Source organism: Bacillota bacterium (assembly GCA_012842395.1).
In the GTDB taxonomy this organism is placed as follows: Bacteria; Bacillota; SHA-98; order UBA4971; family UBA4971; genus UBA6256.
Window position 1 is genome coordinate 1 of record DUSX01000020.1, and the last position, 23,149, is coordinate 23,149.

Below are 23,149 nucleotides of genomic sequence, written 5' to 3' on the forward strand. Positions count from 1 at the left end.
CTCGAGCGACCTGCTGAAAGGGAGAAAACAATAAGGGGGGTCCTTTACCCCACACCGCATTCCCCCTGAATCGATCCCTTGCCAACCCACCGTAGGTACAACGTCCTGCAATTGATCGGGTTTTTCACTCATCTTCTACAGTTGGCTTCGTGCAGTGCCCGTGTGGTGGGCGTTTGCGTGTACACGGAAGGGCCTTGGCACCACACTACACCGCCCGCACATGAGGGGGCACCGCGACCCCCACGGCCTGGAACACCTTGCCACAAACCCCCTGAAGGGGCAAGCGTAGGCGGTAGCGACGACCATCCTGCTCTACCTCGACTTCCTGCAGCGCGGCAAGGTCCCGCACGATGTCGGCCCATTCGGGCTTCTCTCCGCGAAGTGCGAGCAAGCTCATGAGCTCGTGCCTTAAGAGCAGCGCAAGGAAGCTCGAGAAGATATGGCCCCTGATAGTGTCATCATACTTGTGGTACACCGGCCTTGTCTCCAAAAGGCTCTTCGCTGCCCGGAAGAACGCCTCTACCATCCAAAGCTCCTTGTACCTCAGTGCAACCTCATCGGCTGGTAACGTGGTGTTGGTCCTGAGCACGAACCTCCCGTCAAAACGCTCCTCTTCGGCCACCTTGTCCTTGTTTATGCTGATGGCCTTGCCGTCTATCTTGAGAAACCGGCGGTACCCACGATTGCTCACCAGCGCCTTGGGATTCCTCTCTAGCTCCTCCTGCAAAGCTTCAATGATGGCCTCTCTATCTGCCTTGTCTTTCGCTGCCTCCTCGGGGTTATAGCACAGCACGTAACGTCTGTCACCGACCCAGACTTCCTTCACCTTGAGGTTGTCATCGACGTCGCGATACCGGCCAGCCCGCGAGAGAACCTCTTCCCACACCTCTTTGACTGCACGCATCCGAACACCCAAGATATACTCCATCTGCCGCTCTTCAAGCCCTTCGATGATATCCTTGCTGCACATCCCCCGGTCCGCCACCCAGCACACCCTCTTGAGCCCAAACCGGGCCCTGGCCCTGTCCACCATCGGCAAGAGGGCTGTCACGTCCGTCTGGTTGCCAGGAGCAACATCGCAGCTTATCGGCCTCCCTGTCTGGGTCAGGAGCGCTCCGACAACCACCTGCTTGTGGTCGCCTCTGCGATCCTTGGAGCACCCAAGCTGCCCGAGCGTCTCCCCACCCCTGCCCTCGAAGTAGATGCTGGTGGTGTCGAAGAATACCAACGAAAGCTCAGTGAACAGATCCTGATGAGAAAAGAACAAGCCATCTTCGACGCGGTCCTTGACCCCTCCCAGCCAGCGCATCGCACGGTACAGATGGTGTAACTGTATCCCCTCCGCCCCAGCCACGGACACCCCTGTCATCCAGCGCGCCGCCTGTCGGTCAGAGCCTGCCTCGAACAGACGGTGCAGCACCGTGACGAAGATGGCCTTCTCCACGTCGAACTCGAACTTGCGCCCCTCCAATAGCTCCCCTATGATCGCCGGAAGCTTGAGCCGGTCCCATAGCCTCCCGAAGATGAGCTCCGGCCCTATGCTCCATGCTCCCAAAGCTCTGAGCTCTCCCCGCGAGTGGGCCTCCTGGAGCTTGACCTGGGCGCAGAAGCGTTCGAGGGACCGCATGAGCGTATCTATGTCCCCATCAGCCTGGAGGCGGTCAAGCCGTCCGAGAGTTGCAACTACTCGTTGGCGGGTGTGACTACCTTCGCGGTGGTTTTCCACCACCTGGAGGTAATCGTATTTGCCGGCGCGTTTCTTGCGGATGAACATGGGGCTACCTCCTTGTCACCCCAATTATGGCATGCCCATACGGCCATGTCAAGGCTTAGCCGCCGCAGCTGTGGCACCGCATTTTCCGCGCCTCAGAAACGGAAATGGCTCCATTACTGCATTTCCGGGTCAACGATCACCCCAAAACCTCGATTTGCTGTAGAAGATGAGTTTCAGAGACCTCGTAAGACGCCGATGCTGCGGGCGCTCGTGTGCCTGGTGGTTCGAGACCTTGTGCTGCCAAAACGGAGGTGGCAAGCAGATAAACACACGTGACGACCTGAAACAGCTGATTCAAAAGAGGATAAGTCCGGAAATGGCGACTAGGTTCATTAGAGGGCTTGTCACTACAGGCGCGCTGAGATGGCCGCCTTGGCGGCTCAAGTGGCGGCCCTGCGTATCCCGCCAATGTCGTCGTGGGTATCAAGGCCGGTCTGAAACTCCCCCGATGGGGTCGGTCGAGAATTCCTCCTTTGGGGTCACTAGAATCACTCCCCTCTGCCCCTTAACGGTGCCACCTGACCTGGTTCACAAAGCCCCTCATCCGAGGTGGTACGAACGGATTCGGACCGTCCTTGTATCCTAGGTATCCTAGGGCGAGGGTGCAGACCTGCACGCACCCATATAGAGCCCCCAGCGACCGCGCGAGTTCAACACTCTCTTTCGACTCACTTCCTGAGATTCCGTGGCGAGCGCGATGTTGTGTGTAGCCGCCACACAGTCGAACTGCGCGAGTTTGCCCTTGGCATCAGCACAGAAAGGTGAGCCCACACCTGCACCCAAAATGGAAGCTCATAGCATGGGATCTCTAGATGTAACAGCTTGTAGATGATGCCTTCCGCCAAGAAGCGTACCGGCTGGCGCCCAAGGTCGGTGCTGAAGACGAGGCGTCCTCACGATGAGCAACATACCCACTTCCGCTTCATAGGCCGCACACGAATCTCCCTAGGTATTCACCTCGATGCGCTCTGCCTAGGCTGTCACTCCAGACTTGAGCACCTTGACGGACGCAAACCTTTCCGGTGGGGCCACTCGAATATCGAACTCTGTCTCAGGATAGCCTCTTCTCGGAATTCGTTCCGCAAGTCCGGCTGCTCTTGACCCCAAGATCTGTGAGCACTTCGAAGAACAAGGCCATCCGCAAACTTCACTCCTATTCATACGGACCTAAGAAACGCTCCCCATTAAAGTGAATGAGATGATCGGGGTTTTCCGCTATCCATACTTCGGTTTCCCATGCAATATGCCTCAGGTATTTCGCAAGCACATGGGAATCAGGGAACACCGTAACAAACACTAGTCCTGCCTTTGCAGTTCCGAATATCTCCTTAAGCTCAACATGGCGTTTATGATCGACAGGACCGTGGCTGCTGCACGCCTCTATCAGTACTAGCCAATTCCTGTCTCTAAGATAAACGACAACATCAGGCATCTTGCCATGTTCGCTAACAATCACACCAAGATCTGCAAGGATCGTAGGATCAAAATAGGCCCATTTTCGCGCAGTATCTCCGACATAGATGACATCGGCACCAGGGGTAAAACGTGGGCAGAACTCCTCAATGACCTGCTTTATTAGCTCGTTCTGTCCGCCAGGCGAGAGTTCTAATGTCCTTCCCGGCTTAAGTCGTACTGGCACCTTCCGCATGTTCCGTCTCCTGGCATACTTATCTCTCAGCGTGCCTACTGAAGCTAGATATTCCTTTAATCTACAGGTCCACTCAGCTGTACCGTACGCCCGTAGCACGTTGAGAAGCATCGGGTCGACCTGATATCTATTGTTCGGACTATTGGTAGGCCTGTCCGGATCATCAGGATTCTGCACTACCAGCCGCGCCTGGATGAACTGATGAACGGTGAAACGACGCACAGTCTCCCGGGTATTAGGTGCATACTCCTTTCCGTAGTGTTCCTTGAAAAAAGCCATCATCTCTGTAATGCCCCGTAAAGCAGGCGAAGCCTGTGACCAAGGCGTATCTGGTTTCATATCAAGTAGCGCGAGTAGGGTCAGTGCGGACCTCTCATTAACTTGATTGCGGGGCAACCCCAAAGCCTTGAGTATCTCGATGGCCTCGTCAATTCTTTTCTTCACACGAATAGGACCAATTGTATTCCCTTCATCTGCCATTCGCACCAGACCTTCCTCAACTAATCTGTCAATCTCGTCTTGACTCAATGGCTGATTCCCAACCTTGACTCCTAGAGCCTCTAGTTCATGCTTTGTTGGATACCTCAGCTTCCGCAAATCCGTTGCATTAACTTGAGTATGACCGTTGAACTGACGGAAGAACGCATCGACGACTGTGGAGTTGAGAAACACGGCCAAACCTTTGGCCAAGTTCTCGTCAAGCCCGCCACCGTTTTGATGAAAGTAGTTGAGATGATTCTCAAAGGCCACCTCGCCCTGGAACACCTTTGCCGAATCATAAATAGCCGCAACTACACGTTTCCGTTCTTCCTTGGTTGAGAATCGCTTTACCAAGACGTATACACCTGGAGGCACAAGCAATTCCTCTGTTTCTGGCGCTCTGACTATCGCATTCGGCTTCCCTCTCAACTGCTGCGGCCACCGAATGCCTCCGTTATCGAAGTGCCCGGGGTAGATCAACGGGACTGTATCCGGCCCAGGGTTTGCTCGCAGGAATCCCTTTGTTCGAAAATCCACTACTCGCCCTGTAGATACCTCGAGGCCCAGTTCTGCCAGCGTTGATCTAAACCCTTGCATTCTATCTGCTATCTGTTGCTCAATTCGGTCTGTAGGAATATGGATGAAGTAATCAGGGTCATTAGGGGTGACTAACTCAGAGTAACTTGCGTGACGCTCTGTGATAAGGTCATCCCCAGGCCCCTCGCTTGAAGTGATAACAACTTCTCTCGGTGGCTCACCTCCCCGTATAGCGTGGAAAATCACATTCTCCTGAAGCACTCCATCATCTTTGAAAGCCTGGCTCCTTGCATTAAACAAATGCACTTGCCTCAGCACCATGTTGCTAAGAAACAGCTTCCGGAAGGGTTTAAAGTATGGCCCATTGCAGAAGCTACGAGGAGTAATCGCGACCAATTCGCCTTCGGGGCCTAACAAGTGAATAACAACGGAAAGAAATCCTGCATACAAGTTGCTTGTCTCGACACCAATTGACCGCAAAAGAAGACGCTCCTTCGATTTGCTGTGAATCTTCCGGTAAGGAGGGTTCAGAATCGCGCAGTCGAAGCCAGCAGTCAAATGCGACGAAAACAGATTACCGCGAATCAGGGAGACCCCTGCTTCGATAAAATCTTCGTCGAGGATCGTAGAACTAAAGTCAATGCCAGCGCGTTGGCATTCGGCTTGGCATGCTGCAAGCGTTTCCTTAAGGTATTCAAGGAAAACCGGTTCAATTTCATATGCTGCTATTTCGATCCTTTGTGGCCTATACTCACGGTTACAAAGCTCTGCCACGAACGCCGCACAAAGCGTACCAACACCAGCACCTGCATCTAGCAATCTAATAACCGGCCGTTTTGCATCAAACATAGAGGCCATACGCCCCGCCACAGGTGCCGGAGTCAAAAACTGGCCCATCTTGCTCCGTTGAGATCTGTCGATCTGTTGATTCGCAGCGATTCGGAAAAACTCCACTTTATCAAGAAGCGACCAGGAAATAGACCCTAGTTTGGGCTCAACAGTTATCCCCTGTCTCATGGGTGCCATTTACCTTCACCCTCTCCCTCCTCCTCTTCATTACTTATTATTGGCAGTAACGCCTCTACGCATGCAGGATCTCCCCTTTAAGTCCGCTACTTCCATGCTACCATCCTTGCCTTGCCTATGATTCTGTCAAAATCCTCGCGTTTGATTTGTACGATGGGTAGGCGAAGATGCAGGCCATAATTCTCCTTATTCACAATGAAATCTAGATTTGGAATCAAGGGTCTTATTTCTATAAAGGGCTCAAGCCGACGGATATTGCTCAACACAATGCTATGTTCCATAAACGATAAACCAAAGCCTCTTAGGATATCCCGTTGTTCCTTCGACACTTTGCCAGATTCAGCGGCTACTTGTGCAGCGGCGACAAAGTACCTCCGTCCAGGTCCTGCGAGGTAAACTAACACTTCGTCTCCCTTAACTAGCTTTGTCCGCAGAGGCGCTTGTGTCGTAAACGCCCAGAATCCTCGGCCCAATAATGCATCAGCAATATCGTAGGCTGAAGCCACCTCTTCTGGTGAAATCTGCACATCATTGGCTACGAAGATAAAGTAGTTTCCTGCCATAACGGCCACCACCTGTCTTGTCGATTTCATGAACCAATAACCTACCTTACCTGACCTGAACCGACATCGTTCGGAATCGAAGCTTCACACCATTGTCGGGAATTGCGACAGGATACATCTCTTGACTTCGGCCGCGTCTATCGTTCCTAGGGGCACGTAGGTTGCCTCTCGAACCCAGTTTGTGCCAGGGTTGACAGGTCTAGTGTGTGTTTGGCCACACACAACCCGTTGACTGCTCGACAGCCTATCAACCTGGTACATCGTCTGCCCCATGCCTTAGCGCCGATGATGGTGCGAATCCCTGACGTCCCGTCTGGCTTATCTCCGCCCGCAGCGGGCAATGACTCGAGAAACACGGATCTTGAAGCGAGAGAAAACAGGCGGCTGCGGGCAGCAAGCATTGTCTGTACACTCATAGAACGGGTTTAGCGCTGTCGCTACCCCAGTACCCTGTAACGCACCATTCCCACAGGCAGCCCGACCCTAGCTGCGAACCGCTCTATAGTTTCGCCAAGTTTCGACTCTTCTCCTCCCCACAAGAGCCCCTCAGCAAACCTTTTGGCTTCGTGCTCCACCTTCTTAGGTCCATACGGCACCCATCCGCGACACCGTCGTGTGGAGTTCATCCGGTTTCGTGGACACTCAAAGGCTACGCTGCGGACTCTCTAACTTGGTTGTGATTTCTCTCTGAGATGGCCCATTTCCTTTCGTGCTGCGGAGAACTTAGACATCCAAGGGCGGGGTACCGAGGCTTCCGGTTATAGAAGCTTTCGATGTATTCGAAGATGGCCGAGGCTAGAGTCTGACGGCTTGGCTAGCCGGGCCGCCCGAGAGGTTGTCGCGATCATCATGGAATCTCGCGTACCGTACCCCCGCTTGGTTTGTCACGTGTTTGTTGCCTCGCTCGTGGTGGTGCAGAGAACCTCGCCGTTGAGAGGCATCCATGGGAGCGGCAGCTCCCCATGGGCTGCCAAGCGTCGAAACCCCGACTCTGCTTCCTTGAGCCCCGCCAGCGTCCTCCTCAAGACCCCTTTCCACTACGCCACCTCTTGACTCTGCGTGGTGGTTGGTCCTTCCCCTTTCTACGGCGGACTCTATCGGATTCGTGGAATGTAAGGTGCGCCGGAGAGCGCCTGTCGGTATGGCCTTGATAGCGCCTATCCCGCCAATCCCCACAGAAGTGCCGAAACACTTTAAGAGCGCGTTGTCACTCGTGCGGAATCTGTCTGTCTCTCGCATTCTCGTGTATTCTCATTTGACAGACTAGGAAGAAGCTGGTTTAATAAAAATTGGAACATATCTCATCAAGAGTGGCTGAGAGAACGGCTCGATGAAGCCCGGCAACCTGCCTAGGTCGCGCTGTGGTGGCGCGACGCGGGTAAGGTGCCAAGTCCGGCAGCGGAGATCCTCCGCTGAGAGATGAGAGGCAATACCAGGTTGTCTTGCGTGCCCTCTTCCTCGGCGGAAGAGGGCTTTTCGTGTTTGGCAGGGCGGGATATGTAAGAGAGGAGGAACGGTATGGACCGTCTGAAAGAAGTAGTCATGAAAGCCCTGGCGAGTGTAGGAGTCGAGCACGATGATCTGGAAGTGTTCACGGACAGCGTGTGTTCCGCTCTTACCGCGTCGTTCGATTGTCTTTCCAGAGGGGAAGACGACATCACCCAGGCGCTGAACCGTGCTCAAGAGAAAACTCTGAAGGGCGCGGAAGGTGCGGGGATAGAGCTTGACGCGATATGCGACATGATCGAGGAGCGCATGGCGTGCGTCCGCTCCGGGGCTCTTACGTTCGAGGAAATGCAAGCCTTGAAGCAGCAGCGCGCGAAGGTGGACTACCTCCGCGACGTGCTTGCGCACCAGCAGTACCGGCAGGCTGTCCGGAGATTGCAGGATGCGCTGCAAAAGCGGGTCTCGCCGGAGGCGTGGGCCGTTTACCTATCCATCGAAGAGCTGGTGAACGACGAACTCTGGCGCCTGGACCAAAAGCAGGCAGAGGGCGCGAAGTGGTGAGCCAACTGCCCCCTGCCAGCAGGACGTGATGTGAATAACCCGCCCTGCCCTTTTATTCTATCACGCATGACCGGAGCCGGGAAGACATGGACGGCAACGGTGCGCACCCGCGCCGTATTCAAGAGCCGAACACAGAACAGAGAGGGGGCACTTGAGATGAAGAGTCTAGGGAAAACAGTGACGGCATTGGCAATCCTGCTTGCGGTGCTCGTGGCCTGGCCTGCGCTTGCCCAGGACTACGTGACAATCGCGCAGACAAACAGCCCGTCCTATTGGTACGGGCTACCTTACCTGGGCATCATCTGGTCACGGCCAAAGTACGATGTAACCCTAGCGGTCCGCGTCGAGGGCGTCTTCCCGAACTCGCCCGCCGACTCAGCCGGTATCCGCAAGGGAGATTACATCGTAGCGATCCAAAAAGGGTTCGACTTCTTCTTACCCCATGAACTCAGCGACTACTGCCGAGCCGGAGACACGGTGCTAGTGGTCCTCAAGCGCAAAACAGGCACCGAGCCATGGTGGACGTACTCAACTATAGGCCGGTATGTGCGCCTTGGGGTAAGGCCGGAGAGGCCATTGCAGGAGGGGGAAGTCTGAGCAGGGGCGAGAAGCCCCTGCTCCCTTCAGCAGGATCCGCATTTAGACCAGGCTGCGCGGCAAGACCAAGAGAGGGAGAGGAAGAGGGAGAAAGGCTGGTGAACGGGATGGGGAAACCCGGCATACCTCGTTACGTCGCCGTGCTGAAAGGCATGGATGTTTGTTCTGCCAAGGTGGACCTCGCAGAACATGATGTGGAATACTGGCGCGCGCATCCTGAAGAGTTGCAAAGGCTTGTGGAGAGGATTCGGACCGGAATGCGTGCTCTGCACGAAGCGGGCTACCCGGAATGGGGCACCGCGATTCCTGTAGATGCGCACAGGCTCCACGAGGCACAGGGTTGGACGCCTGGGCAGTACATCTATGATGAGATAGAGGAGAAGGCGGTTGCGGAGGCTTTTAAGGAAAAGGGCGAGGCGGCCTGGGATGATCCGCGCGTTACCGGCAGCAAGTGGTATAAGGATTACATCGGCGAACAGGTGTATTGGCAGCGAGAGCGCAACAGGGCCATCCAGAGAGGTGAAGAAATTCTGGGGCAGCTAGGCTTCAGGGCGGACGGCTCCGCTATCGCAAGCGGGGGGGTTAGTTAGGTAATAAGCCCAGTCCCCCCGCTGTCTCATTCTTCAAAGAATGAGACACTAATAACAAGCAGCTTGGGCGGGTGGATGGCCTTCTAAGTCGTCGAAACATTTCACGGTCGTGTACGCGCCAGGATACGAAGGCTGTGCGGGCAAAACACTGGGATACGCGGAGCAGGCATGGCAGATCCTCAGGGACTACGCCAGGCTGGTAGCCGGCATGAAGCGTTGGTGGTTCAGGCAACTCGCAGTCAATCCTGGTCGTGTCGATGCTTGGATCGTGGCTGTGGTCGGTATTCTGGCAATGCTGGTCATCGTAGCAGTGCTCGCGCGCCTTATTGGCTAGCTGAGGCCGGGCACGTCCTCGACGCATGGGAGGCCGACGAAGCAAGCCCCTTCCTTGCGACGACGCGGCAGTTCGGACCGCAGACGGCGGTGATAGGAAAGGAGGCCAATCGATGAATCAGCTTACGAGTGACATCGTATGGGTGCGCAGGCAGTGGAATCACTGGCAGAAGGCGGCATACAGATTAAAGGATTTAACAGGCATCCATTGGGATGTAGTCAGTGGGGGTTGTCAGGCCCCCGCTCCCAGACCGTTTATTCATGCCTATGTTCAGTGCGATGCCATGATAGAGGGAGAGCTTGCCCACAGCGGCGTACATGGACCATGTCCCCACACCATAAAGGTTTGTATCGTAAAAAAAGACAATGATCCCAAGGTTTTTGCCAGACTCGTACAAGTAGCCGATGGTTTTTACAAAAGCCAGACGGTCAGAGAAAAGTAGGGAAACCGTTTCCCCACCTCACGCACGGTCCAACAGGACGTGCAGATTGCTACCTAGCGACGCACAGGAGGGCGTACGGGCGCCTCTGAAGGGTGCCCGGGCAAAGAGAGCGCCGACGCGCCTACGAGGCCGCCTAGCGTGTCAAACAAACTACCGCACGAACGCGTACCTGCGCGCTCGTGGTGCCTTCGGACGGCGCGTCTGAGGAAAGAACTGCCAGCTGCTGTCGTGCAGGTGCCGCTGAGGAGGTAGGGCACAGGAGGGTATCATTCGGATGGCGCCGGTACAGGTTGCGCCGGAGCCGGAGCCTCCGCGTTCGCCGCTTCTTCCGGCAGCGATTCCTCCGTTGAAAGGCAGATGAACGCTGTCTGGACTTCCGGAAACTCGCGGGCGAGGAAATCGCCGACCGCTTGACATTGCATTCGAGGAGCACAAGAGCATTGCCCGCATGGCGCGGGACCTCATCATCGAGGCGAGGCGCAGGGCCGAAGAATCCAACCGCGAGCGCGGACAGTAAAAGGCCAATTGCAACTAGTCTGAGTATGCAAACACAGGGAGGGAATACTCGTGGCGGGACAGATCATTCAGCGCGGAGAGAACATCTTCCTCGTCCGGGTGTTTCTCGGGCGCGATAAGGACGGGAAGCGGCGTTACCACAACAAGACCATTCACGGGACCAAGAAGGATGCGCAAAGATACCTGACCGCCGTTCTGCGGGAAAGGGACCTCGGAACCTTCGCCGAGCCGACACGTATGACGGTAGACGAATACCTGGATAAATGGTTAGCGACTGTTGCGAGACCGCGGGTAAGCCCACGCACATATGAGGACTATGACAGCAACCTGAGACGGTACGTACGAAAGCCCCTGGGCGCGAAACGGTTGCACCAGGTAACACCCCTGGAGATCCAGGAGGTTTACACGACTATGATCGAGCGTGGGTTAGCACCCCGGACCGTGCGTTACGTCCACGCAGTGCTCAACAACGCGCTGGAACAGGCGGTGAAATGGGGTTTCATCGCCCGGAACCCTGCTCAGTACGTCGAACTACCCGGGCGGGCGTCAAAGGAAATGCACGCCATGTCGCGCGAGGAAGTGGAGAGATTCTTACAAGCCGCGCAGAGCGACCCTTTCTATACCCTCTTCCTCGTGGCCATAACTACGGGCATGAGACCGGGGGAGTACCTAGCCCTGCAATGGAAGGACGTAGACTTCGAGGCAGGAAAGGTTTCCGTGCGGCGGACTCTCGCCAGGCGCCATGACAGGCAGGACGAGAACGACCCCGTGCCATCGTGGTATTTCAAGGAGCCGAAGACGCCTGGGAGCCGCCGGAGCATAAAACTGTCGCCCACGGTGTTACAGGCTCTGCGCGTTCACAAGGCGCGGCAGGCGGAAGAGAGGCTGGCGGCGGGCCAGAAGTACCATAATCTTGACCTCGTGTTCGCGACGGACCTCGGGCTTCCCGTGCACGAGCACAACCTCGTGCGCCGTCACTTCAAGCCCATCCTGCAGAAGGCGGGGTTGTCCTCGGAGACCCGGTTGTACGACCTGCGACACACCTGCGCCACCCTGTTGCTGAAGGCTGGCGTGCATCCCAAGATAGTCTCGGAACTACTCGGACACTCCACGGTGAAGTTGACGCTTGACACTTACTCGCATGTTCTGCCGGACATGCAGCAGCAGGTCTCTGACGGCATGGAGGCCCTGCTGTTCTCGGACGGCAACCCGAAAGCGAAGAAGAAGGGAGTGGAGTGACGGCAAGCACACTCTTGGGAGTCTGGCACACTATAGGCACACAAGCATTGCTGAAAGAACCTTCATCGCCTGCCCAAACCCCAAAATAGCTGGTGCGCCACGGGGGACTCGAACCCTCGACCCGCTGATTAAGAGTCAGCTGCTCTACCAACTGAGCTAGTGGCGCACCCAAACTTTGGACTATTCATTTTTACACGGCCGGGAAATCCCGGTCGTGTCGCGCTTACAAAATGGTAGCGGCGACTGGATTCGAACCAGTGACACCGCGGGTATGAACCGCGTGCTCTGACCAACTGAGCTACGCCGCCGCCTGAACCTATATGGACTGCGCGTGGGGCGTCGGACGCTGTCGCCTCCGCACGTCCCACGCTAAGAAAAATGGTGGCGGGGGCTGGATTTGAACCAGCGACCTCCGGGTTATGAGCCCGACGAGCTACCAGCTGCTCTACCCCGCGACGTAAACTTTGTCGTCGGCACCGCGCCCGTTCTATGCACGGCGCCCCGCTACATTCGTTATTATAACACACGAACCAGTGTCGTCAAGTGGTAAATGCGGCCTGGCCGCGCTGCCGCCCCGGCCCCGCCCGACGCGTCCTGCGCTCGTACGGCAGCCATCACAGCGTCACAGCCGATTCAACGCAGCCGTCACAGCGGCGTCGCCGCGGCGGCGGCGTCAGCGTATGGCGTCGTCAGCGCGCAGCATCCCCGAAGCCGCCGAGGCCACCCGCCATCGCCGCCAGCTCTAAACCGCTCGTCACCGCTCGATTATGCCAAGCTCCCTCCCGACCTTCGCGAACACGTCCAGCGCGAAGCTCAGGTCCTCCTTCGTGTGCTCAGCCGTCACGATCGTCCTCACGCGCGCCGCGCCCACCGGGACGGTCGGGTACGCTATGCCCTGGGCGAACACTCCTTCCTCGAAGAGCCGGTCGGACAGTTTCATCGCGAGCGGCCCGTCCCCTACTATGACCGGTGTTATCGGCGTCTCGCTGATGCCTGTGTTAAAGCCGAGGTCCTGCAGGCCCTTCTTGAAGAACCTAGCGTTCTCCCACAGCCGCTCGATGAGCTCGGGTTCGTTCAGCAGAATGTCGAGCGCTGCCAAGGCCACCGCAGTCACCGCCGGCGGATGGGACGTGCTGAACAGAATGGGCCGTCCCCGCTGAAGCAGGTACTCGATGAGCGCCCGGCTCCCGGCCACGTACCCGCCCAGGCACCCGATGGCCTTTGACAGCGTGCCCACCTGGATGTCGACCTGCCCGTGGAGGCCGAAATGGTCCACGGTGCCGCGCCCGTTCGCGCCGAGCACGCCGCTGGCGTGAGCGTCGTCGACCATGGTGATGGCTCCGTACTCCTTCGCCACACGCACTATGTCGGGCAGCGGCGCGATGTCGCCGTCCATGCTGAAGACGCCGTCGGTGATGACAAGCACGCGCCTCGCACCCCTGGACTCCTCGAGGAGCTTTCGCATGGCGTCCACGTCCCGGTGCGGGAACACCTTGATCTCCGCGCGGCTCAGGCGTGCGCCGTCGATGATGCTGGCGTGGTTGAGCTGGTCGCTGATGATCACGTCTTCGCGCCCGAGGATGCACGACACGGTGCCGGCGTTAGCGGTGAACCCCGACTGGAACACGAGCGCAGCCTCGGTCTTCTTGAACTCCGCCAGCTTCCGTTCGAGCTCCACGTGAAGCTCCATCGTGCCGGCGATGGTGCGGACCGCTCCCGAGCCCACGCCAAGCTCATCTATGGCTTTCTTCGCGGCCTCGCGCAGCTTCGGATGGGTGGCAAGGCCGAGATAGTTGTTGGACGAGAGGTTCACGACGGTCCGTCCGTCGAAAACGGCCTTTGCCCGCTGCTCACCCTCGAGTACCCGCGGAAGCCTAAAAAGCCCCTGCCTCTTGAGCTCGTTGATCTCTTCTTGCACGAAAGCCAGTGCGTCCTGCATGGAATTCCGTCCCCGCACGACCCCGCTACACCCGTTCCCAGCGCCGCCCGCGGCAGCCGCACTCGGCGCGGCCTTGCACGGCACCACCTGACCCGACGCGGGCCGCCCGGCGCCCGGCACCCGGCTCGGCCCCGCCCTGCGCCGACGGCCTCGCTCCGCGCAGCTGCTTTGCGTGTCGCGCTTCCGGCTTCAGGGTCTGCGGCGTTCCCTCCCTCCGATTAGGTTATTCGGATACGCCATTGAGACTGCCCGTAATCTCATCTGCGCTGTCACCCGTCCGCGTCACCATAACGGGACCGCCATGGCACCATTGGCACGTTGCGACCTTAGTGTCGCCAGGGCGCCACCGCACCCGCGCTCTGTTCGGCTGTTCGCCCTCACCCCGCCGGACCAGAACCCACCGCGCCGCACTGGAGTCCCCGCACCGCCCGCCGCCCGCCACGTGTCACGCGCCGGGCGCCAAGCAAGTGCAAGGTGCAACGCACCTCGCGCCATGCTACGCTACTCGCGTCAGGGGAAGAGCACGATCTTGCCGCAATTCCCTGAGCGTGCAAGCTCCATGGCTTGCTCGAATTCGTCCAGCGGGAACCTGTGGGTGATGACGGGCGAAACGTCGAGGCCCGCCCTCAGCAGGGCCGCCACCCTGTACCAGGTTGCGAACATCTCACGACCAGAGATGCCCTTGAGGGTAGCGCCCTTGAATATCACGCCGTCCGCGAGGTCTATCTCGACCGGCCGAGACGGCAACCCCAAGAGGCTCATCTGCCCGCCTTTTCGCAGCGCCGCAAGACCCTGCCTGATGCCGTCGGGATGGCCCGACATCTCGAGCACCACGTCCACGCCCATCCCGTCAGTAGCTTCGGTCATCGCCCTCACGGGATCTTCGCGCCGGGAGTTGATGACGAGGTCTGCTCCGAGCTTCCTCGCGAGGTCCAGTCGGCACTCGTTGACATCCGCGACGAAGACGCGAGTCGCCCCCGCCATGCGGGCTATGGGGATCGCGCACAGGCCTATGGGACCCACCCCAACGATGGCAACCGTGGCCGCCGCCACGTCCGCCGAGAAGACCGTGTGCACAGCGTTCCCCAGGGGATCGTGGATCGCCGCGATCTCGATCGGCACGTCAGGCGCGACCTTCCACACGTTTTCTTCGGGCACTACCACGTATTCGGCGAAGCACCCGTCCCTGTCGACGCCTATGATCTGGACGTTCTGGCAGATATGGCCTTTCCCGGTGCGGCAGTGAAAGCATACCCCGCACGTGATGTGGGTCTCGGCGGAAACGAAATCCCCCGGGGCGGTGGACCTTACTTGCGGCCCGACTTCGACCACCTCGCCGCAGAACTCGTGGCCGAAGACCCTCGGGGGATGGATCCTTGACTGCGACCATGGATCCCAGTTATAGATATGAATGTCCGTGCCGCATATAGCGGTGGCCTTCACCTTCACGAGCACATCCCTCGGACCCACGCCCGGGATCGGCACCCTGGTCATCGCCGCCCCGGGCCCCGCGGTCGGCTTGATGACGGCCCTCATCTCCCCTGTCATTACGCTTTGCGCCTCCCTTTTACACCTTAGCCAACCCGGCAGCACACCGACCTGACCCGGCTTGCCGCCCGCCACATCACCGCGCCGCTCTCCTATCGCCGCCCCACCGGTCGCCCCCTAAGGCGCCGCGCGGCCGCCCGCTGGCATCGCCGCTGCCGTTCAGCCCCCTCGGACGGCGACGCCCTCTCCGACGGCCCGAGGGGCTAGGACGATGAGACGCAGACGTTCCCGCGTCTGTGCCCCCTTTTGTATTATTCGCCGCAAGGCGCGGAACTCCTCGCTTCGCGTTAAGGATGCAGCCGAAAGGGACAAAGGGCAGCGAGAGCGCCCTCCCACCAGCCCACTAGCCCACCCGCCCGCCCCGCTCGCCAGCCCGCCGCTCGCCCAGACCCGTCCCACGCCGACGCCCAACGCCCCTTCCCGCGTGTGCTACGCGCTACGTGGCAATGCGTGGGACGCGCAGCAGCTCAACGTTTTGACATACTTTCTCCATAGAATCCTGAAAAGAGGTAGGTATAATCATTCTTGAGGATGATTGACAGCGCAGGTCTCCTGTCCGAAGATTAGAGAGACCCGTTATTGCCGTCTCTCGGGAGGCGTTGAGGAAGTGAGCACCATTCTCGTGGTTGAAGACGAGGAGTCCGTGCGGGAGCTCGTTCGCATGTACCTCGAGAACGAAGGCTTCCGCGTCGAAACCGCGAGCGACGGCGAAGAAGCCCTCAATAAAGCCAGAATCGATCCGCCCGACCTCATCATTCTGGACATCATGCTGCCCAAGTTCGACGGATGGACGGTATGCAAAGAGGTGAAGAAGACCTCCAACGTACCCATAATCATGCTCAGCGCCAGGACTGAAGAATTCGACCGCGTGCTCGGCCTGGAGCTTGGCGCGGACGATTACATCCCCAAGCCATTCAGCCCCCGCGAGATGGTGGCCCGCGTGAGGGCGGTCTTGCGAAGGGCCGGTGCCAGCCCCGGGGCGAGTGGCCGGGTGCTCACCTACCGCAATCTCACGATCGACCGCGACGCCAACCGGGTGACCATAAAGGACAAGGAGATACCCGTGACCCCCAAGGAGTTCGACCTACTCTGGTTCCTGGCGTGCCACCCGGGCCGCGTGTACAGCCGCGAACAGCTCATCGCGGAAGTTTGGGGATACGACTACATGGGTGACGCACGCACGGTCGATACACATGTCAAGCGCTTGCGCGAGAAACTCCACGCCGACGGCGACGTTACGTACATTAAGACGGTCTGGGGACGCGGCTACAAATTCGAGGCGGGCGAATGAATGTCTAGAAGCCTTTTCGGCAAACTCCTGACGTCGTACCTTGTGGTGGCGCTGCTGACATTGCTTGCCGTAGGCATCGTCATGTCGCAGCTTTTCGCCAGCTACTACTACTCCGTCAGGGAGCGTCAGCTCATTCAACGAGGCAAGGCCATCGGGGAGCTGATGGAATCGCACCTCGAGAATGGCGAGACCCTCGCGTCGCTGGACAGCGTACTTGGGCCCCTCGCCTACGCCCAGAACGTGCGCATGGCCGTGGTAGACCGACGGGGGTTCATACTCGCGGGCGGGGCCCGGCTGCCTGGCCCGCCGCACCTCCAATTCGAGACCGAGGAAAACCGCCGGATCCTGCAGGGAGAGGTGGTCTCAAGGCGTGACTATAATCCCCGCTTCAATCAGGTCGTGCTCTCGGTGGCCGTCCCCCTGAAGGCGCGGGGCCAGGTGGTAGGCGGGCTCCTGCTCTTTACGCCCGTCGCCGACATCGCGGCCACGGTAAGCGCCGTTGAGCGCATCATCGTATACGCCGCAGGCATCGCGATACTTGTGTCGGCGGTCCTCGGTTATTTCTTCTCCCGCTCCATCTCCCGTCCCATCAAGGAGATGAGCAGGATAACCCTGGAGATGTCCAAGGGCAATTTCGAGCAAAAGATACAGGTGACCTCCCAGGACGAGCTGGGCGAACTCGCCCATAGGTTCAATCATCTATCCGACGCCCTCCAAGAAACCATTAGCACCCTACACCAGGAGAAACTGAGGATCGAAAACATCCTGTCCAACATGTCAGAGGGAGTCGTGGCCACCGACGACCGCGGGAAGCTGATCCTCGCCAATCCCGCTGCCGCGCGCATGTTGAGATACCAAGACACCGGCCTTCTCGGTCTGTCGCTCAAAGACCTCTCTGCCTGCCCTGGGATGGCCGAGATCTTCGGAAGCGTGTTGGAGTCCGGCCGGGAAGAGGCGGCCGAGTACAAGCTTGGGGATGGCAAAACGTTCGTCCTCGTACATGTCGCTCCGCTGAAGGAGACCGATGGCAAAGTGTACGGCGCGGTCGGCGTATTCCAGGACATCACCGAGCTTCGGCAGCTCGAGCAGCTTCGCCGCGATCTCGTCGCGAACGTGTCTCATGAGCTGCGCACGCCCTTGACTTCAATCCAGGGCTTCCTCGAGGCCATGATGGACGGAGTGATCTCCGACGAATCCGTGAGGAACCAATACCTCGAGCTCATGCACAGGGAGACCCTGCGTTTGAACCGCCTCATACACGACCTGCTCGACCTTGCGCTCATGGAGTCGGGCAAGGTGAGCTGGGACCTCAATACCGTTGATGCATCTGAGGTCGCGGCGCGCGTGGTGTCCAAGCTCACGCCGCAGCTCCAGGAGCACAAGCTCCGGGTTGAGAGGGATATTCCAGAGGATCTTCCCCTCATACTCGCGAACGAAGATCGAGTGGAGCAGGTCCTCATCAACCTCCTGGGCAACGCCGTCCAGTTCTCCCAGCCGGGGGGCGTGATCGCGATCCGTGCCCGGTCCTCGGGCAACGAGGTCACCGTGAGCGTCCAGGACCACGGCCCCGGCATTCCTGCCGAGGACCTCCCTTACATATGGGAACGCTTCCATCGGGTTGACAAGTCGCGTGCGCGTGCTCTGGGCGGGACGGGCCTCGGCCTCGCCATCGTCAAACAGATAGTTGCTAGCCACGGGGGCCGGGTCGCCGTAGAGAGCGAGCCGGGCAAGGGTTCTACGTTCAGTTTCACACTGCCGGCGGTGCCGCCGGATGAGGCGGGCGGGACCGGCGAAGCCTACGGCGCAGCACGGTGCTAAGTGGGGGTACAGGAGACGGCTGGCCTTTCCCCAAGCACCCCTCACCCCTGCCAGTCTCTGTGACACGGCGTCGCAGACCGAGACCGCGCCGCTCGTTTACACGCCAGGCGGACGGGCGTTCACAAAACGTTGCTTTCTCTGTCACAATTTCTTAACATCCCGCGCGTTATACATAGTGAAGAATCCAACCTCAGGGAGAAAACCCAATTCCGCGGCCTCCAGACAAGGTTTGGCCCGGGATGGCAGGAGGTGGGAGCTTGGGGCCGAGCGGCCGATACCTGAATCCGCTCGTCCGAAATGCCGCAATGCCCCGTGAGACACGCCGCGTCAGAAACAAGGTTTCACGTTCGTCGGGGGCTGCCTCCGGGCACCCCCCTCTTTTGGGCGCGGGGACGCAGGCGTGGTATAGGCGAACCGCTGAGGCGGATTGTTGGGAAGTCCCGTGGAAAACATCATATGGAACGTCGGGTGTTGGAGGGAGGAGTGGTTCAGGATGTCGCTATCCAGACGTCGCTCGGAGAACAGGTTATGGCTCGATTGGGTTGCTGTGCTCGCGCTGTCCCTTGTGACGGGTGTGATGGTGCTTTCGCCCACAGCGCTGGCGGCTGATGACGCAGTCCAATCCGCTCAGTCCGCGGTGAGGGAGGTGAGCCTCCAGGAATGCCGTGAGCTCGCGCTGAAATCCAGCTCAAGCGTGCTCCTTGCCGCGAACGCAGTGAAGGATGCCGAGCTCGCGCTGGCGCAGGCAGAGGCCAGCAACCTCACAAAGCCATCTCCAACGTCACTCTATCAGGCTCGTGTGAACCTTTCCGTCGCACAGAAGAATCTCGAGATAGCCAAGCAGGACGCCGTGCTCAACACAGACCAGCTTTATTACTCTCTTCTCAAGGCCGAACACCTGGTGGACATCTCCGAACAGGCGCTTACCCTCGCAGAGAAGCAGCTCGAGGTGGCGAAGGCCAAGGAGAAAGTGGGCATGGCGACCAAGCTCGACTTGATGAGGGCGGAGAACCAGGTCGCCTCAGCGCGGAACAGCCTCGAGAGCGCCACGCTCAACAGGGATCTCGCGATGGTCTCGCTGAATCAGGCCATCGGGCTCGCGCCGGAGACGGTCCTCCGTCTGAGCGATGAGTTCTCCTACGAGAAGACGGGGGACCTCGACCTCGAGGCGAGCATTGAATTCGCTCTCGCCAACCGCGTTGAGGTCGCGCAAGCGCAATCGAGCGTCGATGTGGCGGACATGGAGGTCAGCCTCGCAGACAACGACTTCACGCCTAGGCTCACATACGAGCGGGCCAAGCTCGCAGCGGACGATGCGAGGGTGAGGCTTGCGGACCAGCGCAACAAGATAGCCATGGCAGTCCGCCAGGCATACGTCTCCCTCAAGCAGGCCGAGGCCAAGGTGGACCTCACGGCCAAGAAGGTCGACGAGGCAAAGGAGAACCTCCGCGTGACTCAGTTGCTTTTCGACGCGGACATGGCCACGAACCTGGACGTCCTGACCGCTCAGAACCAGTATACTCAAAGCCAAATCGACGCGCTCCAGGCAATATACGACTACAACGTCGCAAGATCCCAGTTTAGGCGGGCTTGCGGTGATACGAACGTCGGGAACACCAACACCACGAGCGCCGAAAACGGAGGTACCGCGTCGTGACGAACATACGAACGACAGTCAAGCGCCTCCCCAGGCTCTTGCTCCCGCTCTTGTTCATTCTCGCTGCGATTGCGGCGGGGACCGCCTTCCCAGCTGCGCCGGGCACCGGGTGGGTCGAAGCTGCAGACAGCGCCGCGCCGCCGGCACCTGCGTCCCCGTCGACGCCGACGTCGACTTCGCCGTCGACGTCCACTCCAGCGTCGCGAGCGTCGCAACCGGTCCATTTGACGCTGGCTGAGGCGCTCGACCTTGCCGCCAGACAAAACCCGGACCTCGTCAGCAGCATGCAAGCGCTCGAGCTCGGGCGCTCCAAGCTCCGCGAGAGCAGCGGCGGCAGGCAGCCGAAAGTTGCCGTCCAGGGCTATTATGGTAACACATTCCTCGACTCGGCATCGGACGCGAGTTCGTCTGTAAGCGTCACGGTGAGCCAGACGCTGCCTGGTGTCCTCCCGGCACCGTTCAGCGTCGGGCTCTCGGCCACCCAACTCGCCGCCATGGACCTGGACGAAGCAGAGCTGGAACTTGCCAAGGCCAAACAGAACACGATGTTCAACGTGATCTCCGCGTACCTCGGCGTGCTCAGGGCCCAGCAGATGAGGTCTTTGAGCGACGGGTCGGTGGAGTCCGCGTCCAACCTGGTGGATGAGGTGAACACCAAGTTGGCGCTCGGAGTGGCGACTAAGCTCGACCTCATGAAGGCGGAAAGCCAGCTCGACCAGGCGAAGTTCAACCAGCTCAAAGCACAGGACGACCTCAATGCCGCGATGCGATCCCTCGCACTGCTCTTGGGTCTGCCTGCCGAGACTGAGTTCGACCTGGTCAACGAGTTCCAGGTCGAGACGAACGACGAGAGCCTCGAGGAACTCGTGCAGCTCGCCTTCGAAAACCGGAGTGAGGTGAAACAGGCGAGCTTGTCAGTGGAAAAGGCCCGCGCCGCCGTGGACACGGCACGGCGCGCCCTGTGGCCCTCGGTTGGCCTTTCCGCAAGTTACTCTAAGCCCGGGGACGTTTCCCTCACCGCCACTGGATCGCTCGGCCTCACAACAGGGCAAGCAGGCTGGACGCTCACGCTCTCGAAAGGGGACGCCGAAGACTCTCGCTCCGCGGCGGGAACGCCCGGCGGGATCGGGCTGGGGTCCAAGTCGTCCGAGCCGGTGACGAACGTCGGCATCGAGGTGTCGTGGTCTCTCTGGGACGGTGGAGTGACCCGCGAGAAGCTCACGCAGGCCGAGACGACCTTGAAGATGCAACAGGACGCGCTGGAGCGTCAGAAGCAGGCGGTGGTCGAGGACGTGTACGCGGCCGCAGTGGGATTGAAGCAGGCCGTGCAAAAGCTGGAGCTCGCCGGGAAAGCGGTGGGCGAGGCGGAAGAAGCACTCCGCGTGACCAAGGCGCGTTTTGATGCGGGAGCGGCGGTCATGGCGGAGGTCATCGACGCCACCCAATCTCTCGCCAGCGCAAAAGTCGAGCAGATCCAGGCCTTGTTCGATTGCTACCTCGCACGGGCCCGCTTGGGCAAGGCGGTGGGATTGTTGGGACATGAGGGGTGGAAGCTATGACTGCAAATCGCACAAGAGGTAAAGGCAAGCGCCGCCTAGCGGTCGTCATGGTCGTCGCCGTGTGCGTGGTGGGGATAGCGGGATACGGCGTCTATAGGGCATTCTTCGCCGGTAACCGGGGTGCCGCAAGCTCGCAGCAGTTGTACCGGCTTGTCCCGGTGCAGAGAGGGTCGATCACCCTGAAGATCACGGCCTCGGGCACCGTAAGCGCAGGTTCGACCTACGAGGTGGCTCCCAAGGTCAGCGGCACCGTCACGCAGGTCCTGATTAAACAGGGAGACGCTGTGAGGAAGGGCCAGGAGCTCGTCATTCTCGATGATACCGATGCCCGCCAGCGTCTCCAGGAAGCCAAGGATAACCTGGCAGTTGCAGAGGCGAAGCTCGTACAGGCTCAAACGCAGGCGAAGCTCGCCCCCACGCAGAACCAGCTCGCTGTCGAGCAGGCCAGGGTAAACCTGCTCAACGCTGAGGCAAAGCTGGCACAGCTCAAAGAGGGAGCAACGACCCAGGACATCGAGCAGGCCAAGTCCCAGGTCACCCAAGCGCAGCTCTCGGTGGATGCCGCGAATAAGGAGTACGAGCGCAACAAGACCCTCTTCGAACAGGGCGCGGTGACGCGGCAGCAACTGGAGAGCGCCGAGAACAAGTATCTTACCGCCGTTGAATCGCTGAAGTCGGCGCAGCAGAAGCTCGATTCGCTGCTTGCGGGGCCAGATCCTGACGAGCTTGCGGCGGCTGAGGCGGCGGTGTCCCAGGCCAAGCTGAACCTAAGCCTCGCCGAGGCCAACGCCGATACAACGAGCGCCCAGCAAGAGCTCCTCACCGCGCAGGCTCAGGTAGTGCAGGCCAGAAACGCTGTGAGCGCGGCAGAGCGTGACCTCGCTCTCACGCGGGTCGTGTCTCCCATAGATGGAACGGTCACGCAGGTCTCGGCGCAGGTAGGACAGGTTGTGGGACAATCGAGCGTCCTCGCGACCGTGGCGGATCTCACGTACCTTCAGGTCGTGGCGAATGTGGATGAGACGGACGTCCACAGCGTTAAGGTCGGCCAACAGGCCGATGTCAAGGTGGAGTCCCTCCCGGACAAGGTCTTTAGCGGTGTAGTTGAAAGCGTTGCTTCCCAAGGCAAGGTCATCAGCAGCGTGGTTTACTTCGAGGTAACCATCAAGGTCACCGACGACACCAGGACCTTGAAACCCGGGATGACGGCCGACGTCGACATCGTCATGGATCGCCGCACAAACGTGCTCACGATCCCCAACGCGGCGCTGGAGGAGCGGCGAGGGCGCCTGATGGCGCGGACCCTGGATGAAAAGGGTGAGCCGTTCTTCAAGCGGGTTGAGCTCGGCATAACTGACGGGACCACAACCGAGGTCATATCGGGGCTCGCGGAGGGCGACATGGTAGCAGTCAGAAGCTCTGCTGCCGCCTCCACGGGTACTACCGGAACGAGCAATCAGCGGAACTCGAACCGCACGACTCGTGGCATGCCGGAGGGCCCGGGAATGTTCATCATGGGGGGACCTCGATAGACGCGAACGGCACGCCGGGGCCGCGGGCCGCGCCGGCCCGTGACCCGTCCCG

The 23,149-nt window shown here is 59.4% G+C and carries 16 protein-coding genes, 3 tRNA genes and 1 riboswitch; of the genes, 11 read left to right on the plus strand and 8 right to left on the minus strand.

Features of this window, described 5'->3' with window-relative positions:
* Positions 1-205: 205 nt before the first annotated feature.
* The 3 genes from GX515_07215 to GX515_07225 all read right to left on the minus strand — a co-directional run bounded on the left by GX515_07215 (position 206) and on the right by GX515_07225 (position 6,028).
* Positions 206-1,774 carry an IS1634 family transposase gene (locus GX515_07215; protein HHY32797.1) on the minus strand — a complete coding sequence of 523 codons (1,569 nt, stop codon included), beginning with the start codon at positions 1,772-1,774 and terminating at the stop codon, positions 206-208.
* 1,153 nt (positions 1,775-2,927) lie between these two features.
* Positions 2,928-5,465 (minus strand): adenine methyltransferase, encoded by a 2,538-nt coding sequence (locus tag GX515_07220; GenBank protein HHY32798.1) that lies wholly within the window; start codon positions 5,463-5,465, stop codon positions 2,928-2,930.
* An 86-nt stretch (positions 5,466-5,551) separates the two neighbouring features.
* Positions 5,552-6,028, minus strand: coding sequence for an EVE domain-containing protein (locus GX515_07225; GenBank protein HHY32799.1), 477 nt, complete (start codon positions 6,026-6,028; stop codon positions 5,552-5,554).
* A 1,298-nt stretch (positions 6,029-7,326) separates the two neighbouring features.
* A riboswitch (SAM riboswitch) is annotated at positions 7,327-7,454 on the plus strand.
* 92 nt (positions 7,455-7,546) lie between these two features.
* Here GX515_07225 and GX515_07230 point away from each other — a divergent pair.
* The 6 genes from GX515_07230 (at position 7,547) to GX515_07255 (ending at position 11,753) form a co-directional block, all read left to right on the plus strand.
* Entirely contained in the window at positions 7,547-8,035 is a 489-nt protein-coding gene (locus GX515_07230; protein HHY32800.1) for a hypothetical protein, read from the plus strand.
* A 156-nt stretch (positions 8,036-8,191) separates the two neighbouring features.
* Positions 8,192-8,632 (plus strand): hypothetical protein, encoded by a 441-nt coding sequence (locus GX515_07235; protein ID HHY32801.1) that lies wholly within the window; start codon positions 8,192-8,194, stop codon positions 8,630-8,632.
* A 98-nt stretch (positions 8,633-8,730) separates the two neighbouring features.
* Positions 8,731-9,222 carry a hypothetical protein gene (locus GX515_07240; protein HHY32802.1) on the plus strand — a complete coding sequence of 164 codons (492 nt, stop codon included), beginning with the start codon at positions 8,731-8,733 and terminating at the stop codon, positions 9,220-9,222.
* Positions 9,223-9,331: 109 nt separating this feature from the next.
* The gene (locus GX515_07245) at positions 9,332-9,556 is read left to right on the plus strand and encodes a hypothetical protein (protein ID HHY32803.1); all 225 of its coding nucleotides are present in this window, start codon (positions 9,332-9,334) and stop codon (positions 9,554-9,556) included.
* Between the two features lie 112 nt (positions 9,557-9,668).
* Entirely contained in the window at positions 9,669-9,998 is a 330-nt protein-coding gene (locus GX515_07250) for a hypothetical protein (protein ID HHY32804.1), read from the plus strand.
* A gap of 567 nt (positions 9,999-10,565) precedes the next feature.
* Positions 10,566-11,753, plus strand: a complete 1,188-nt coding sequence (locus GX515_07255) for a site-specific integrase (protein HHY32805.1) — start codon at positions 10,566-10,568, stop codon at positions 11,751-11,753.
* Between the two features lie 90 nt (positions 11,754-11,843).
* Here GX515_07255 and GX515_07260 read toward each other — a convergent pair.
* The 5 genes from GX515_07260 to tdh form a co-directional block, all read right to left on the minus strand.
* Positions 11,844-11,919, minus strand: a tRNA-Lys gene (locus tag GX515_07260).
* Between the two features lie 65 nt (positions 11,920-11,984).
* Positions 11,985-12,061 (minus strand) — tRNA-Met (locus GX515_07265).
* A gap of 71 nt (positions 12,062-12,132) precedes the next feature.
* Positions 12,133-12,208: transfer RNA gene (locus GX515_07270), tRNA-Met, on the minus strand.
* A gap of 299 nt (positions 12,209-12,507) precedes the next feature.
* The gene (locus tag GX515_07275; GenBank protein HHY32806.1) at positions 12,508-13,692 is read right to left on the minus strand and encodes a glycine C-acetyltransferase; all 1,185 of its coding nucleotides are present in this window, start codon (positions 13,690-13,692) and stop codon (positions 12,508-12,510) included.
* 510 nt (positions 13,693-14,202) lie between these two features.
* Positions 14,203-15,240, minus strand: coding sequence for an L-threonine 3-dehydrogenase (gene tdh / locus GX515_07280; GenBank protein HHY32807.1), 1,038 nt, complete (start codon positions 15,238-15,240; stop codon positions 14,203-14,205).
* Positions 15,241-15,901: 661 nt separating this feature from the next.
* Here tdh and GX515_07285 point away from each other — a divergent pair.
* The 5 genes from GX515_07285 to GX515_07305 all read left to right on the plus strand — a co-directional run bounded on the left by GX515_07285 (position 15,902) and on the right by GX515_07305 (position 23,097).
* Positions 15,902-16,531, plus strand: a complete 630-nt coding sequence (locus GX515_07285; GenBank protein HHY32808.1) for a response regulator transcription factor — start codon at positions 15,902-15,904, stop codon at positions 16,529-16,531.
* Entirely contained in the window at positions 16,532-18,349 is a 1,818-nt protein-coding gene (locus GX515_07290; protein ID HHY32809.1) for a cell wall metabolism sensor histidine kinase WalK, read from the plus strand.
* A gap of 493 nt (positions 18,350-18,842) precedes the next feature.
* Positions 18,843-20,006: a TolC family protein gene (locus tag GX515_07295; protein HHY32810.1), complete on the plus strand. Its 1,164-nt coding sequence runs from the start codon at positions 18,843-18,845 to the stop codon at positions 20,004-20,006.
* A complete protein-coding gene (locus GX515_07300) occupies positions 20,003-21,565 on the plus strand; it encodes a TolC family protein (GenBank protein HHY32811.1) in 1,563 nt (520 codons plus the stop codon). The genes GX515_07295 and GX515_07300 overlap by 4 nt, the downstream gene beginning before the upstream one ends.
* The gene (locus tag GX515_07305) at positions 21,562-23,097 is read left to right on the plus strand and encodes an efflux RND transporter periplasmic adaptor subunit (GenBank protein ID HHY32812.1); all 1,536 of its coding nucleotides are present in this window, start codon (positions 21,562-21,564) and stop codon (positions 23,095-23,097) included. Before GX515_07300 ends, GX515_07305 begins: the two co-directional genes overlap by 4 nt.
* Positions 23,098-23,149 lie beyond the last annotated feature (52 nt).